This window comes from Bradyrhizobium sp. Pa8 (assembly GCF_052588265.1).
Genome location: NZ_CP176767.1, coordinates 9,428,842 through 9,443,095, shown reverse-complemented (window position 1 = coordinate 9,443,095; position 14,254 = coordinate 9,428,842). Strand labels below are relative to the sequence as shown.

Below are 14,254 nucleotides of genomic sequence, written 5' to 3'. Positions count from 1 at the left end.
CGAATGATGTGGGCTCGCGGTGCTGCTTGCAGGGGCTACAACCAGCGATATACTCGCAAAGGGCGATTTGGGGGGAATTATGCGCTGGGTGGCGGCTACCATTCTTGCGCTCGTTTTTTACGGGTTCGCGGGTCAGGCGCTGGCCGAGAAGCGCGTCGCTCTGGTGATTGGTAATTCGTCGTACCGGAATGTCCCGAGCCTTCCGAATCCCCGGAATGACGCCACCGAGATTGCCTCCCTGTTCAGATCTGCAGGATTTTCCGCGGTCGATGCCCGCCGTGATCTTGGGATCTCAGACATGCGGCGCGCGATCAGCGATTTCGCCGAGATGGCAAGCGATGCCGACGTGGCCGTCGTCTATTTCGCCGGCCATGGCATCGAGGTCGATGGTGCAAACTACGTCATCCCCGTCGACGCGAAGTTGTCCCGTGATTTCGACATCGAGGATGAGGCTATTTCCCTCGATCGCATTCTGAAATCGATCGAGCCCACCAGGCGGCTTCGCCTCGTCATCCTGGATGCGTGCCGGGACAACCCGTTCTTGAAGACCATGAAGCGAACCATAGCGTCCCGATCGATCGGTCGCGGGTTGGCCAAGGTCGAGCCCGCGATATCCGATACGCTGATTGCCTTCGCGGCCAAGGCCGGATCGGTTGCGCTGGACGGCGATGCCAAAAACAGTCCTTTCACGGCCGCGCTGCTGCACAACATCGCCGCTCCCGGCTTGGACTTGAGGATTGCATTCGGCCGAGTTCGCGACGAAGTGCTGAAGGTCACCAATCGTCACCAGGAGCCGTTCGTCTATGGATCATTGGGCGGCTCTGTCATCTCGATCGTCGATGCACCGAAACTGCCGCCACCGCCAACGACGGATGACATCGTCTGGAACGCCGTGAAGGATTCGACCTATCCGGCCGTGTTCGAGGAGTTCATCGCGAAGTTCCCGACGACGCCACATCTGAAGGCGGCCGAATCACGGCGTGATGAGCTCAAGCAGGCGCAAGCTGCGGCTGCCGCGCGCATACCCCCGCCGCCGACCGCCGACGAAATCGTCTGGACGGCGATCAGGGATTCGAACTATCCCGCGATCTTCGATGATTTCCTCAGCAAGTTTCCAGCCAGCAAGCATCGAGCCGAGGCGCAATCGCGCGCCGACGAGCTGCATAAGCAGATCGCCGCCGCTGCCGCCCGCGTTCCACCGCCTCCAACCGCCGATGAGGTCGTCTGGGATGCCATCAAAGGCTCGACGTATCCGGCAATCTTCGAGGATTTCGCCAGCAAATTTCCGGCAAGCCCGCATCTGGCGGACGCCCAGGCGCGCAGGGATGAGCTGAAAAAGCAGATTGCCGCCACGCAAGCTCCGCCACCTCCCGCCGCCGAGGACATCGTCTGGGCCGCGATCAAGGGATCGCGCGATCCCGCGATCTTCGATGAGTTCGTGAGTAAATATGCGGCGAGCCCGCACATCGCGGCTGCACGACAGCGCGGGGATGACCTGAGGAAGGAGATCGCTGCTGCTCAGGCGCCGCCACCTCCGCCTGCAGATGAGATCGTCTGGAACGCGATCAAGGAGTCGCACGACCCGGCGATCTTCGAGGAGTATTCCGTTAAATATTCGAACAGTTCGCACGTCGCCGCCGCACTGTCGCGTCGTGACGAGCTGAAGAAGGAGCGCGCGGCGGCAGCGGCACCTCCTCCGCCCCCGCCCGCAACCGATGAGCTCGTCTGGAACGCGATAAAGGACGGCCGGTCGCCGGCCATGTTCGAAGAATTTCTGAGCAAATTTCCCGAAAGCTTGCGGTCGGCGGAGGTTCGCGAGCGGCTCAAGACACTACAAGGGACGAAGTTGGCTTCCACCAATGCCACGCTCGCGGCCGTAGACGTGACCCCGCAGCGCGAAGGATCGATTGCGCTCGGCATCAAGGTGTTGTCCTCGTCGGAAGAGGCTGCCCTGAAGCAGAAAGCCAGCTTCAAGGAATGTGAGAAGTGTCCGGAGATGGTCGTGGTCGCGCCGGGCGCTTTCATGATGGGAGCGTCGGAGAGTGTATCGAAGCGCGCCACTGAATCGTCCCGCCACAAGGTGACGTTCGCCCGTTCATTCGCAGTTGGACGTTACGCTGTCACGTTCGAGGAATGGGACGCCTGCGTCGCCGATGGCGGATGCAACGGATACAAGCCCTGGGACAACGGTTGGGGCCGCGGGAGACGACCGGCGATCAACATTTCCTGGTCGGATGCCAAGAGCTATGCAGCCTGGTTGTCGGCCCGCACCGGTAAGACGTACCGCCTCCTGAGCGAAGCCGAGCGGGAATATGTGACGCGCGCGGGAACGACGTCATCGTTCTGGTGGGGAGTCTCCGTGTCTCGGGGCCAGGCCAACTATGATGACAGGGCCAGACAGGACAAGAATGCAAAGGGTGCCTCCGGGCAAAAGACGGCTCCTGTCGATTCCTTCCAGCCGAATCCCTGGGGCCTCTATCAGGTGCACGGCAATATCTGGGAATGGGTCGAGGATTGCGTCAACGACACTTATGAGGGCGCGCCTGTGGACGGGAGTCCTTGGCTGAAGGGCCGATGCGAGCAGCGTGTCCTCAGGGGAGGCTCCTGGGTCAGCAAGGCGGATGCAGTCGAAGCGGGGAGCCGGTATGGCGTGCAGTCCGAAGGACGCGTGAGCAACGTTGGATTTCGAGTCGCGAGGACATTGAGATAGCCAGGTCCGAATGCATCGGCCTCGCCAGCCGGAACGACCGCAGACGATAATTCTACGATTTTTTTTGGAGACATATGACATGACAATCTACCCGGTACGCCTACCGACGGGCCTTTTGATCAAAATCACTGCGGCGCTCGTCCTGTTCTTCGGAATCCTCTGTGGCGCTCATGCGGGCGGGGGGAACACGTCGCTCGTCGTGAAATCGGGCGAGGCAAAGGAAATCTGCAAATGCGGAGGACACTGGCGCGTCGATGCCAGTGGCAAGGTATGGCCCGTCAGCATTGAGGTCGTGTCTCCGCCGAAAAACGGCTCCGTGACGACGAGAGCGAGCTCCGGGCAACGTAAGTTGAGAAGCGGAGAAGCCAAGACCGTGCGGCTGACCAGCGTGGTGTACCAATCCAAGAAGGGGTACGTCGGTGAAGACTCCTTCACGTATCGGCGCGTGACGGCGGACCCCACCGACCCGGATAATGGCAAGGTATACACAGTCGCCGTCACCGTCAGATAACTGCGACGGGGGCGGATAGGAGCCCTAAGATCTGCCCCCCTCGGCCTGCGATAAAGGCAGCGATTACGCTGCGCCAACCCACTTCACGAAGCCGTTCTTGCGTTGACGTCTTCCCGCGTCCGCGCCAATCTTCCCGAAAGACAAATCGGGAGGATCCGCGATGCTCCGCGCGGAGGACAACAAGTTCCTGACCGAGTCCAGCTCGGGCCCGGCGGACGCTATGTCCGAGTTGCCCGATCTGATCGCAGCAGCGGAGTAGGATTTGTCGTTGGGGCGGGGCATCGTCGCAATTCTCCTCGTGTCGATGGTCGCGCTGTTGCTTCCGTCGATCGACGCGGGCCGTGCTGCACCGGCCCGGAAGCTTGCGAAAGCCAGACCTAAGCCTGCGCCCGCACCAGCCAAATGTGAGATGCCGAAATTCCGGATCGTCGTGGACGTCGGGCACACCCCGGACTCCTACGGCGCGTTGAGCGCGCGCAATGATCCGGAGTTCGGCTTCAACTTCCGGCTCGCAAGCCTGGTCACGGCAAAACTCAAATCCGAAGGCTTTACCGCAACCCGGCTGCTCGTCACGGACGGCAAGGCGCGGCCGAGCCTGTTCAAGCGCGTCAGCGCCGCGAATGACGGCCGGGCCGATCTCGTGCTGTCGATCCATCACGACTCGGTGCCGGACAAGCTGCTCGAGACCTGGGAATTCGACGGCGCAAAGAGCTATTTCAGCGACCGCTTCTCGGGTCACTCGCTGTTCGTGTCCGAGCGCAATCCGCACTTCACCACCAGCCTGAAGCTGGCCCGGATGATCGGCAGACAGTTGAAGGAGCAGGGCCTGCACTATGCCAGCCAATACACCCTGCCGGTGATGGGCCGCTACCGGCGCCAGCTGCTCGACAAGGATGTCGGCGTCTACCGCTATGACGGGCTCGTCGTGCTGTCGCGAACCAGAAGCGCGGCAGTGCTGCTCGAAGCCGGCTCGATCATCAACCGCGACGAGGAGATGGAGATGAATTCGTCGGAGCGGCAGGAGATGATTGCGGGCGCCGTTGCGGCGGCGGTGGAAGAGTTTTGCGAGCGGCGATAGTTGGCGCTGCCGTCATTGCGAGCGAAGCGAAGCAATCCGGAGTCTTTCCACGGCAGCGGCTGGATTGCTTCGCTTCGCTCGCAGTGACGAAAAAGCTACAACGGCACCCCCCGATACTCCCTGTTCGCCAGGCTTGCCTCTTCCAGGTCCAGGTCGCGTTCGATCCGGCGCCGCGTCTCGTCGGTGATCTGGCCGTCGCGCAGGAGGTCGTGGATGAACTTTCGCTCGGCGACGATCAGGTCGCGGGTCAGGGCGGTGCCGGCGGCGGAGACGTCGTGATGGTTGGGGTCGAGTGAATCCGGAAGCTGGTTGACACGAATCTCGTGGCGCGCGCGCAGGAGCCGCATGACCTCGTCCGATACATCCTTTTCTTCGGTCATTGCGTCGAGCGACTTCAGCGCCGCCTCGAGGGCCTGGCGGCGTGCCGCGATCTCGGCCTCGTGCTCGGCGACATGCTCGTTGCGGCCGGCCTCGGCGATGCCGAGCCAGCGCACCACCGGCGGAAGCGTCAGGCCGACGCCGATCAGCGTGACGAAGATGACCCCGAAGGCGACGAACAGGATCAGGTCGCGATACGGGAAGGCCTCGCCGCCCGGCAACGTGAACGGCAGCGCCAGCGCGGCCGCCAGCGACACCGCGCCGCGCACGCCGGTGAAGGCGAGCGTGAACGCCCATTGCCAGGGGGGCGACGGATCACGCTTGCGCAGGCTCTTGCTTAATATCCGCGGCAGATAGATCGCGGGATAGAGCCAGGCGAAGCGTGCGATGACGATGACCGTCAAAACCACGGCGGTCGCGATCATGATATCGTCGAGTGGAAACGCCTTCGACTTCTCGTAGAGCGCGCGCATCTGGAAGCCGGTCAGCAGGAACAGCAGGCCCTCGATCATGTAGATGATGAGGTCCCAGAAGAAGATGCCTTGCAGGCGCGTCGACGCTGAGATCAGGAGCGGGCCGTTCCAGCTCACATAGAGACCGCAGGCGACGGTCGCGATCACGCCGGAGCCGCCGACATGCTCGGGCAGCCAGTAGGACACGTAGGGCGTGAGCAGCGACAGTGTCAGCTCGACCTGCGGATCCCTGGACCATTTGCGGAAGCGCAGGGAGAGCCAGCCAATGCCGATCCCGAAGGCGATCTCGCTGGCGACGATGAGGAGAAACTCGCCGGCCGCCAGCGGCAGCGAGAAATGGCCGACCATGATGGCCGCAAGCGCGAAACGATAGAGGATCAGCGCGGTCGCGTCATTGGCGAGCCCTTCGCCTTCCAGGATGACCAGGATCCGGCGCGGCATGTTCAGCCGGCGCGCGATCGCGAGCGGCGCCACCACGTCGGGCGGCGCGACGATGGCCCCCAGCAGGAAGCCGATGGTCCAGGGCAGCCCGATCACATAATGCGTGGCCGCAGCCACCAGCGCCGCGGTGAAGATCACCGCGCCGACCGCCAGCAGCACGATCGGCCGCAGATTGTTCCTGAACTCGCGCCAGCTCATCGCGACGCTCGCCGAGTAGATCAGTGGCGGCAGCACCATCAGCAGCACCAGTTCCGGCGGCAGTTCCACCGGCGGCATGCCCGGCACGAAGGCGAGGCCGACGCCGGAGAGCATCAGGAGAATGGCGGGCGCGATGTTGAAGCGGCGGGCGACCAGCGCGGTGCCGGCCAGCACCGTGAGCAGGATGAGAAAGGTCTGAAATTTCGCTGCGATCATGGCCTGTCTTGGCCCGGAAGCGGCCAAAAGGTCAATGCGTCGCGGCTCACGCCAGCCGTTCGGCCACCATGCGTCCGACGCGCGCGAACACGGCTTCGATCTGCGCGGCGTTGGGCGTGCCGCCCTGGGTATAGCCCGCGATCAGGATCGGCGCATCGGGCTTGCTGTCGAGCTTGGGCCAGACGACCGCGATATCGCCCGACGCATCCTTGCCGTTGTTGCCGGTCTTGTCGCCGATCTTCCAGCCTGCCGGCAGGCCGCCGCGCAGCCGGTTGGCGCCGGTCTTGCAGCCCACCATCCATTCCGTGATCTGGGTCCGCGAGGCCGGCGACAGTGCTTCGCCCACCACCAGCCGCTTCAGATTGCCGGCCATCGCCGCCGGCGTCGTGGTGTCCCGGGGATCGCCGGGCGGTGAGCGGTTGAGCTCGGGCTCGTTGTGGTCGAGCCGCGAGGTGGTGTCGCCGAGCGATCGCCAGAAGGCCGTGAGCGCGGCGGGGCCGCCGATCCGCGCCAAGAGCAGGTTGGCGCAGGTGTTGTCGCTGAGCTCGACGATCGCCTTGCACATGTCGGTGACCGACATCGCGCCGGCGGCGAGATTTTGTTTGGCGACGGGTGCGTAGTCGAGCAGGTCGGCGTTGCCGTAGGGGATCGTGGCCGCAAGCTGCTCCTCGCCGCGATCGGCCCGCGCCAGCACGCAGGCCGCGAGCGAAGCCTTGAATGTCGAGCACATGACGAAGCGCTCGTCGGCGCGCCATATGAGCTTCGCGCCTGTCGCGAGGTTCTCGGCATAGACCCCGATCCGCCCGCCGGTCTCGCGCTCGTAGGATTCGAGCTCCGGCGGCGCGTCTGCGGCGAGCGCGGGAGAGGCGGCCATCCAGCACAGTGAGGCGAGCAGGGTACGGCGGTCGAGAGGCATAGGGGACTTTCAGACATCGTCATTGCGAGCGCAGCGAAGCAATCCAGAATCTTTCCGCGGAGACAGACTGGATTGCTTCGCTGCGCTCGCAATGACGGAGAATGCGGGGCGAGTGTGCCGGATTTCGGGCAGTGCGAGGCTGCCCTACTCCCTCAGGTCATACCGGTACGACTTCGACACGATCTGCCAGCCGTCGGCGAGCTTCATCGCCACCAGATAATCCGTGAAAAAGCGCGGCGGCAGCTGGCACCTGACCTTGATGAAGGCGGTCTTGTCATCCGAGCGGTCGATGGTGACGATGAAATCCTCACGCGGCTTGCCTTCGGCCTTGCCGGAGGGGCGCTTGCGGACGCGGTCGAGCCAGTCGGGGACGGTCAACACCTGAAGCTCGCCCTTCTCGACCCAGCGCAAATCGGCCGAGGGATGGAAGATGGCGCCGAGTTTTTCGGCATCGCCCTCGTAAAGTCCGTCGAAATAGGATTGCACGACGGCTTCGACGCTCGAACGGTTCTGGCTCATGGGGCGTTCCTTTGAATGATGGCTTGGGGCGAACTTAGTCGTACACATCAAAATGCGCTATGGGTGTCTGCGCCAATTGCGCGAGGACGCTGGAATGACCGGATCAGAAAATTCGAACGCTCGTATCCTCACCGGCGAATGCTATTGCCGTGCCGTGCGCTACGAGGTCGCGGACGCGTTCTCTTACGCGCTGAACTGCCACTGTTCGAACTGCCGCCGCACCACCGGCTCCGCCTTCAAGCCGTTCGCCGGCGTCGAGCAGACCAGGCTGCGTATCGTGCAGGGCGGGGACCAGCGCATCATCTTCGGCGACGACACTACCCACGACGCCCACTGCGCCCGCTGCGGCTCGCTGCTTTATTCCCGGGTTCGCGAAGGAAAATGGGTCCATGTCGCCATGGGGACCCTGGTCGACGCCCCCTCGATCCGGCCGACTGCCCATATTTTCGTCGGCTCCAAGGCGCCGTGGCATGAGATCACGGACGAGCTGCCGCAGTACCGCGGCCACATCGCCGATGGCTGAGCGCATACTTGGCCTGCGCCAGCGAACCGCAATCGCTCTGGCGAGACTAAAGAGTTCCTTGGCAGTTTGCAGGCATCGTCTTCGTGATCTCCATCACACGTGCGATGGCGGATTCTGCTCAGGCAATCCCCAAAGGGCGACCGAATTGCTCCCGATCTCTGGAAGTTCTGTCATGCGTAGCCTGCTCGGACTTTGTCCGCTTTTTCTGGCTCTCTTGTTCGGCGCTGCGCCCGCTCTCGCCGGAAAGCGCGTGGCGCTGGTCCTTGCCAACTCGTCGTATCAGCACGCGCCGTCGCTCGCGAACCCCGTCAATGACGGTGCAGTGATGGCGAAGACGCTGAAGGACGCCGGCTTCGACGTTGTGGAGTCCCGGCATGATCTGTCCGCGTTGGAGACGCGGCGCGTGCTGCGCGATTTTGCCGATGCGACGCGCGATGCCGACATCGCCGTGGTCTACTATGCCGGCCACGGCATCGAGGTCGAAGGCTCGAACTATCTGATCCCTGTTGACGCCAAGCTCGAACGCGACACCGATGTCTACGACCAGGGGCTGTCGCTCGACCGCGTCCTGGTTGCGGTCGAGCCCGCCAAGCAGCTTCGCCTGGTGATCCTCGACGCCTGCCGCGATAATCCGTTCGGCAAGACCATGAAGCGCACGGTTGTCTCGCGCGGCATCGGCCGCGGCCTGGCCCAGGTCGAGCCGAACAGCCCCAACACGCTGATCGCCTATTCGGCCAAGGCCGGCTTCACGGCGCAGGACGGCGACGGCGCCAACAGCCCCTTTACTATGGCACTGTCGAAGCATCTGACGACGCCGGGCCTCGACGTCCGTCGGGCCTTCGGCTTCGTGCGTGACGACGTGCTCAAGTCGACCGGCAACAAGCAGGAGCCGTTCGTGTACGGCTCGCTCGGCGGCGAGGACGTGCCGCTGGTGCCGGTCAAGGTGACGGCGGCGGCGGTGGCGCCCGTGCCGAACCCGCAGGCCGATATCCGCCGCGACTACGAGCTCGCCCTCCAGGTTGGCAACAAGCCGGCCTGGGAAGCATTCCTGGCCCAGCATCCTGACGGCTTCTATGCGAATCTCGCCAAGCTTCAGGTCGAAAAGATCGGTGCCGAGCAGGCCCATGCGGCGGCCACCGAGAAGGCGAAGCAGGCCGAGGCCGAACGCGATCGTCTTGCCGCCCTCGGCGCACAGAAGGATGCGCAGGCCAAGGCTGCGGCTGATGCGAAAGCCGCCGAGCAGGCGCAGTTCGCCGCGCAGAAGGCCAAGGAGCAGGTGCAGCAGCAGGCGGCTGCGGCCGAGCAGCAGCGCGTCAACCTCGCCGCCGTGGCGCCGAGTGCGGCTCCGGCCAGCACGGCGAGCCCCGCCGGCAGCAGCGTCGCGTCGCTGACGCCGACGACCACGCCGGCTGATCTCAGCCGCTCGGTGCAGACCGAGCTCGGCCGCGTCGGCTGCTTCTCCGGGCAGGCCGACGGCAACTGGAATACGACCTCGCAGCGGTCGCTGTCACAGTTCAACCGCTATGCCGGCACCAAGCTCGACGTGAAAGTGGCGAGCACCGATGCGCTCGATACCGTCAAGGCCAAACAGTCACGCGTCTGCCCGCTGGTCTGCGAGCACGGCTTCAAGGCCGACGGCGACAAGTGCACGAAGATCGTTTGCCGTGAGGGCTATGCGATCAACGGCGACAACGAGTGCGAGAAGCAGCGCGTCGCCAAGCCCGCGACGGCCAAGCCCGCAACCGCCAAGCGCGACGACGGCGATGAGCGTCCCGCACGGCAGCGCCGTCAGGCCGGCGGTGCGGGTGGTGGAGCTGCGGGTGGTTATGGTGCTGCCGCAGGCATCGCTGCGGCCGCCGGCGCCGGCCGCGCTTCGGGCGGCGGACAGCTCTTCTGCAACAGCACCGGTTGTCGTCCGGTCAGCCGTGGCTGCCATCTCGAATATCGTGGCGGTGGCGGCCCCGGCAACGACGCCAATGCCGAGGTTTGTTATTAGGTCCGGACGTGTCCACCTGTCGCCCCTGCGAACGCAGGGACGACATTTCAGTTCGAGATCGCGCTTGCCGCGATGTTCACCGTCAGCGCCAGCAAAGCCGTATTGTAGATGAACGACACGATGCCATGCGCGGTCGCCGTGCGGCGGATGGTCTTGTCGGTGATGCCGACGTCGGAGACCTGCGCGGTCATGCCGATCACGAACGAGAAATAGACGAAGTCCCAATAATCGGCGTGATCTTCCTTGTCGCCGCTCGGAAACTGCAATCCGCCCGGCGGGTGCCGGTAGTAATCATGGGCGTAATGCAGCGCGAAGGTCGTGTGCACGGCGGCCCATGACAGCGCGATGGTGGCGATCGCGATGGTCAACTCCCACGCCCCGCGATGCGGCGTGCCGAGCTCCGACACGATCGCTGCGATGCTGGCGAAGGCGCCGATCGCCGTCACCAGCAGGATCACGAAGCGGCCGTCGTCCTGCATTGCGGCACTACGGCGGATGTGCTGCTGGTCGTTACACAGCATCATCGCGTAGACCAGCACGAGATAAACCGCGATCAACGCATCCCAGCCGAACAGCAGCCGCGTCACCAGCCGGTGCGATCCCGGCAGCAGCAAGCAGACCAGGATGCCGGCAGCGAGCGCGATAAAGGTGCGCGGCCGCGCATAGATCAGCCGCATCGGCCGCGACATCTTGCGGAAGCGGACGAGGACGGGATCGTCTTTGTCGGTGGCCATGATGGCGCCAGCCCTCTCGCTCAACTCTCGCTGTCGCCGCAGCGGCGGCCTGTTCCCGCGCCCCGCTTGCGGCGAGAGGGTTGGGGTGAGGGGGCACCTCCGCAAGGACGGTGAGAGCTGGATTCGCGGAGGCTTCCTCTCACCCGATATTCAAGCTGCGCCTGAATATCGACCTCTCCCCGCAAGCGGGGCGAGGTGAAGATCGTGCGCTACATCAGTTCTTCCGCTCGGCGACGAAGCGCGCGGCGGCCTGCAGAACGGCGGCGCGGTCGCCGAAGATCGACACGGCGCCGTCGGCCCGCGCGAGCAGGTCGCGCACGCGCTGCTTGGCGCCTTCGATGCCGAGCTGGGTGACGAAGGTGGTCTTGCCGAGCGCGGCGTCGGCGCCAGCCGGCTTGCCGAGCGCAGCCGCATCGCCTTCGACGTCCAGCAGATCGTCGGCGATCTGGAAGGCTTCCCCGAGCGCGCGGCCGTAATCGTCGAGCGCCTGGTATTCCTTCTGCGAGGCTTGGCCGAGGATCGCGCCCGCGATGCAGCCGTAGCGCAGCAGCGCACCGGTCTTCATCTGCTGAATGCGGGCGACATCGATCGGCTCGTTGCCGCCAAAACGGCCTTCGCCGGCGAGGTCGAGAATCTGGCCGCCGACCATGCCGCCGATGCCGGCGCAGCGCGCCAGCGCGCGCGTCAGCAGGAGGCGCACTTGGGCGTCGCGGTGGATCTCGTCGCGGGTGACGATGTCGAAGGCGAGCGTCAATAGGCCGTCGCCGGCGAGGATCGCGGTCGCGTCATCGGTCTTCTTGTGCAGGGTGGGACGGCCGCGGCGCAGGTCCGAATTGTCCATCGCCGGCAGGTCGTCATGGATCAGCGAATAGCAGTGGATGCATTCGAGCGCGGCGCCGGCGAGCAGGGCGGCCTCGCGGGGCACGCCGAATACGGCCGCGCTCTCGACCACCAGGAACGGCCGCAGACGCTTGCCGCCGTTGAGGCTCGAATAGCGCATTGCGTCCATCAGTCGCTTGGGACGGGCGATCTCATCGTGCAGGATGTCATCCGCCAGCAGGCGTCCAAGCAGGGCTTCGGTGTCATCAGCGGTCTTGTCCAGGCGTTTGGCGAAATCGGACGGGGACGTGCCGGTCATCAAGAAGGGCTCCAGAACTAAAATTCGGCGGGACAATCCTTTATGCGCCCGCCCCAGTCAATCGTTTGGAAGGCCTAAAAAGTGCTGGAAAAGGCCCGAATTATCACAGACTTAATGGCGGGATCCGTGGCCGCGTTTCATTTTGCGCCGGAAAGGTCGATTTGCGCATCGTCAAGATCCTGCTGGTAGCGCTCGTGGTCGTGGCTCTCGCGCCCTACGTGATCGCGCCGTTCTACCGCACCGGCCATCCCGTTTCGACGCTGATGGCCTGGCGGTCGCTCCGGGGCGCGCCGATGCATCGGGAGTGGATTGATCTGGCCGCGATGTCGCCCTCACTGCTGCGATCGGTGGTGGCGGCCGAGGACGCCCATTTCTGCAAGCATCACGGCATCGACTGGGGCGCGCTGCGCGAGGCGATCGACGATGCGAAGGAGGACGGTACGCCCTTCCGGGGCGCCTCCACCATCACCCAGCAGGTGGCAAAGAACCTGTTCCTCTGGCAGGGGCGGGATTTCGTCCGCAAGGCGCTGGAATTCCCGCTGGCGCTGTGGATCGATCTCGTCCTGCCCAAGGCGCGAATCCTCGAGATTTACCTCAACATCGCCGAGCTCGGCCCGCAGGGCCAGTTTGGGGTCGAGGCGGCCAGCGCCTATGCCTTCGGCAAATCGGCGGCCAACCTCTCGCCCCGGGAGGCGGCACTTCTGGCCTCGATCCTGCCCAATCCGGTCAAACGGAGCGCCCGGACCCCCGGGCCTGGCGTCCGGCGGCTGGCGGGGACCTATGTGGCGAGGGCGCAGGCGAGCTCGCTTTCGACCTGCTGGCGGGAAAATCGCTGATTCTGGGCCCTTTTCGGACGTATTTTCCGGTCCAAAAGCCTAGATTTACGGCCAGCCTTCCTCTATAAGCCCGGCCTTGATCGGCATTCAGCTCGCCTCGGTTTGCGGGTGCTGAGCCGTCCCCTCGCGGACGATGCCCTGACAACACCAATCCCTAGAGGATATTGAAATGGCCGTTCCGAGAAGAAAAACCTCGCCGTCGCGTCGTGGCATGCGCCGCTCGGCAGACGCCATCAAGAAGCCGACCTATGTGGAAGACAAGGACTCCGGCGAGCTCCGTCGTCCGCACCATCTCGACCTCAAGACAGGCATGTACAAGGGCCGTCAGGTCCTGAAGAAGAAAGAGTCCTGAATTAGGGACCTTTCTCCGGGCAGGATCATTTCGCCTGCCTGATTTCGGCCACCCAATGAGATATGACAATGACGGCGGCGGAGCTAATGCTTCGCGGCCGCATTGTCCTGTCCGGATATCTTGATCGAGAAGGCATTTCGCCGATGGTCGGTTTCCCGCTGCTCCTGATTCCACTCGCGGTCTACAACATCATCGCCTTCCTGATGCCGAGCGTGTCCTTCACGGACGTGCTGTTCAAGGTGCCGATGATCACGGGCGAGACCTGGCCGGTCACGCTTGCCGACGTGATGCTCGCGCTCGGTATCGTGTTGCTGCTGTTAGAGGTCGTCAAAGGCGCGCGGCCCGGCTCGAAATTCCTGATGGATCATCTGCTGTCGCTGATCGTGTTCGGTGCTGCCGCGGCCGAATTCGTGATGTGGCCCAAATTCGGCAACTCCACCTACTTCCTGCTGGTGCTGCTCGCGATGGCCGATTTCCTCGGCGGTATCGCCCAGCGCACGCGCCGCCGCGTCACCTATGTCGCGGAGACGACAGTGCCGGCGCCGCGCAAGGCCAAGCGCCAGGCCGAAGCGGCAACGGACGACGCGGCGCCCGAACCCAAGTTCGAGCCGGTGCCTGCGCCGGCGGTGCCACCCGCGCCTTCGGCGCAGTCGGTCGCCGAATCCGTGCTGAAGGATCACCCCGCGCCGAAGCCGGTGAACCCGCCCTCGCCGGAAATTCCCTCGCCGGATTTGCAACCGGGCAACGGCACGCCGTCGTCTCCCGACGCGCCGCGCTGATCTGCTTCAAGCCACCTGCCGCGTGCGCGCGGTGACGCTTCCGAGCGGGCGCTTGTCGCCATAGGCCATCTGCGCATCTTCGGAAGAGGCGCGGCGGAGCCGGCTGGCCTGGGGCAGGTGCTCGGCATTGGCGATGAGTTGGGTGACGAAGCTCGGATCGGGACGGGGCAGCGGCGCCTTGTGGACCCACTGCAACGTCGGCAGCAGCGGCACCAGGGCCGTGCCCGTGCCGTTGTCCGTGCAGTCCGATCGATCAGTACTTAACATCGCAATCACCGTTGATCCGGCGAGGCCTGTCGCGTTTCGAGACGCTGGCGCCGGTGCGTGTCATGTACTCGCAAGGCCTATGCCGGCCGGGCCGGTTTGGTTCCGCGGGCCTGCGAAACATGGTTTCCAAATTGTTTATGAACTTTGCCTAGAGTCGGAGTCGAATCTGGCCGTATTCTGTGCCGACTC

General features: G+C 64.3%; 14 protein-coding genes. 8 read left to right on the top strand and 6 right to left on the bottom strand.

Annotated elements, in window-relative coordinates; translation table 11 throughout:
* The first annotated feature begins 19 nt into the window (after nt 1-19).
* The 3 genes from ACKWRH_RS44775 (at nt 20) to ACKWRH_RS44765 (ending at nt 4,299) form a co-directional block, all read left to right on the top strand.
* The gene (locus ACKWRH_RS44775; protein ID WP_445218747.1) at nt 20-2,710 is read left to right on the top strand and encodes an SUMF1/EgtB/PvdO family nonheme iron enzyme; all 2,691 of its coding nucleotides are present in this window, start codon (nt 20-22) and stop codon (nt 2,708-2,710) included.
* Between the two features lie 79 nt (nt 2,711-2,789).
* Nucleotides 2,790-3,221 (top strand): hypothetical protein, encoded by a 432-nt coding sequence (locus ACKWRH_RS44770; RefSeq protein ID WP_445218746.1) that lies wholly within the window; start codon nt 2,790-2,792, stop codon nt 3,219-3,221.
* 304 nt (nt 3,222-3,525) lie between these two features.
* Nucleotides 3,526-4,299, top strand: coding sequence for an N-acetylmuramoyl-L-alanine amidase (locus ACKWRH_RS44765; protein ID WP_445222591.1), 774 nt, complete (start codon nt 3,526-3,528; stop codon nt 4,297-4,299).
* Nucleotides 4,300-4,394: 95 nt separating this feature from the next.
* Here the strand turns inward: ACKWRH_RS44765 and ACKWRH_RS44760 are convergent, their stop codons facing one another.
* From ACKWRH_RS44760 to ACKWRH_RS44750, 3 genes are all read right to left on the bottom strand, one after another.
* Nucleotides 4,395-6,005 carry a Na+/H+ antiporter gene (locus ACKWRH_RS44760; RefSeq protein WP_445218745.1) on the bottom strand — a complete coding sequence of 537 codons (1,611 nt, stop codon included), beginning with the start codon at nt 6,003-6,005 and terminating at the stop codon, nt 4,395-4,397.
* A gap of 46 nt (nt 6,006-6,051) precedes the next feature.
* Nucleotides 6,052-6,921, bottom strand: a complete 870-nt coding sequence (gene bla / locus ACKWRH_RS44755; RefSeq protein ID WP_445218744.1) for a class A beta-lactamase — start codon at nt 6,919-6,921, stop codon at nt 6,052-6,054.
* A 144-nt stretch (nt 6,922-7,065) separates the two neighbouring features.
* Nucleotides 7,066-7,440, bottom strand: a complete 375-nt coding sequence (locus tag ACKWRH_RS44750; protein ID WP_007598116.1) for a nuclear transport factor 2 family protein — start codon at nt 7,438-7,440, stop codon at nt 7,066-7,068.
* Nucleotides 7,441-7,534: 94 nt separating this feature from the next.
* Between ACKWRH_RS44750 and ACKWRH_RS44745 the strand changes: the two genes are divergently transcribed.
* A complete protein-coding gene (locus tag ACKWRH_RS44745) occupies nt 7,535-7,963 on the top strand; it encodes a GFA family protein (RefSeq protein WP_445218743.1) in 429 nt (142 codons plus the stop codon).
* A 172-nt stretch (nt 7,964-8,135) separates the two neighbouring features.
* Nucleotides 8,136-9,959, top strand: a complete 1,824-nt coding sequence (locus ACKWRH_RS44740) for a caspase family protein (protein WP_445218742.1) — start codon at nt 8,136-8,138, stop codon at nt 9,957-9,959.
* Between the two features lie 47 nt (nt 9,960-10,006).
* Here ACKWRH_RS44740 and ACKWRH_RS44735 read toward each other — a convergent pair whose 3' ends face one another.
* Nucleotides 10,007-10,693, bottom strand: coding sequence for a DUF1345 domain-containing protein (locus ACKWRH_RS44735; protein WP_445218741.1), 687 nt, complete (start codon nt 10,691-10,693; stop codon nt 10,007-10,009).
* Nucleotides 10,694-10,907: 214 nt separating this feature from the next.
* Complete coding sequence (locus ACKWRH_RS44730) at nt 10,908-11,831, bottom strand: polyprenyl synthetase family protein (protein ID WP_445218740.1); 924 nt, start codon at nt 11,829-11,831, stop codon at nt 10,908-10,910.
* Between the two features lie 161 nt (nt 11,832-11,992).
* On the opposite strand from ACKWRH_RS44730, the gene mtgA reads away from it, so the two are divergent.
* The 3 genes from mtgA to ACKWRH_RS44715 all read left to right on the top strand — a co-directional run bounded on the left by mtgA (nt 11,993) and on the right by ACKWRH_RS44715 (nt 13,798).
* Nucleotides 11,993-12,667 carry a monofunctional biosynthetic peptidoglycan transglycosylase gene (gene mtgA, locus ACKWRH_RS44725; protein WP_445218739.1) on the top strand — a complete coding sequence of 225 codons (675 nt, stop codon included), beginning with the start codon at nt 11,993-11,995 and terminating at the stop codon, nt 12,665-12,667.
* 169 nt (nt 12,668-12,836) lie between these two features.
* Nucleotides 12,837-13,019 (top strand): 50S ribosomal protein L32, encoded by a 183-nt coding sequence (rpmF, locus tag ACKWRH_RS44720; RefSeq protein WP_007598106.1) that lies wholly within the window; start codon nt 12,837-12,839, stop codon nt 13,017-13,019.
* Between the two features lie 143 nt (nt 13,020-13,162).
* Nucleotides 13,163-13,798: a hypothetical protein gene (locus ACKWRH_RS44715; RefSeq protein WP_445218738.1), complete on the top strand. Its 636-nt coding sequence runs from the start codon at nt 13,163-13,165 to the stop codon at nt 13,796-13,798.
* A 6-nt stretch (nt 13,799-13,804) separates the two neighbouring features.
* On the opposite strand, the gene ACKWRH_RS44710 is transcribed toward ACKWRH_RS44715, so the two are convergent.
* Nucleotides 13,805-14,065 carry a hypothetical protein gene (locus tag ACKWRH_RS44710; protein ID WP_441498744.1) on the bottom strand — a complete coding sequence of 87 codons (261 nt, stop codon included), beginning with the start codon at nt 14,063-14,065 and terminating at the stop codon, nt 13,805-13,807.
* Nucleotides 14,066-14,254: the final 189 nt, after the last annotated feature.

What these genes read in the sequence shown, in the direction of transcription:
- ACKWRH_RS44770 (WP_445218746.1), top strand. Translation starts at nt 2,790, where the DNA reads ATGACAATCTACCCGGTACGCCTACCGACGGGCCTTTTGATCAAAATC.
- ACKWRH_RS44765 (WP_445222591.1), top strand. Translation starts at nt 3,526, where the DNA reads ATGGTCGCGCTGTTGCTTCCGTCGATCGACGCGGGCCGTGCTGCACCG.
- ACKWRH_RS44760 (WP_445218745.1), bottom strand. Translation starts at nt 6,005, where the DNA reads ATGATCGCAGCGAAATTTCAGACCTTTCTCATCCTGCTCACGGTGCTG.
- bla (WP_445218744.1), bottom strand. Translation starts at nt 6,921, where the DNA reads ATGCCTCTCGACCGCCGTACCCTGCTCGCCTCACTGTGCTGGATGGCC.
- ACKWRH_RS44750 (WP_007598116.1), bottom strand. Translation starts at nt 7,440, where the DNA reads ATGAGCCAGAACCGTTCGAGCGTCGAAGCCGTCGTGCAATCCTATTTC.
- ACKWRH_RS44745 (WP_445218743.1), top strand. Translation starts at nt 7,535, where the DNA reads ATGACCGGATCAGAAAATTCGAACGCTCGTATCCTCACCGGCGAATGC.
- ACKWRH_RS44740 (WP_445218742.1), top strand. Translation starts at nt 8,136, where the DNA reads ATGCGTAGCCTGCTCGGACTTTGTCCGCTTTTTCTGGCTCTCTTGTTC.
- ACKWRH_RS44735 (WP_445218741.1), bottom strand. Translation starts at nt 10,693, where the DNA reads ATGGCCACCGACAAAGACGATCCCGTCCTCGTCCGCTTCCGCAAGATG.
- ACKWRH_RS44730 (WP_445218740.1), bottom strand. Translation starts at nt 11,831, where the DNA reads ATGACCGGCACGTCCCCGTCCGATTTCGCCAAACGCCTGGACAAGACC.
- rpmF (WP_007598106.1), top strand. Translation starts at nt 12,837, where the DNA reads ATGGCCGTTCCGAGAAGAAAAACCTCGCCGTCGCGTCGTGGCATGCGC.
- ACKWRH_RS44715 (WP_445218738.1), top strand. Translation starts at nt 13,163, where the DNA reads ATGGTCGGTTTCCCGCTGCTCCTGATTCCACTCGCGGTCTACAACATC.
- ACKWRH_RS44710 (WP_441498744.1), bottom strand. Translation starts at nt 14,065, where the DNA reads ATGTTAAGTACTGATCGATCGGACTGCACGGACAACGGCACGGGCACG.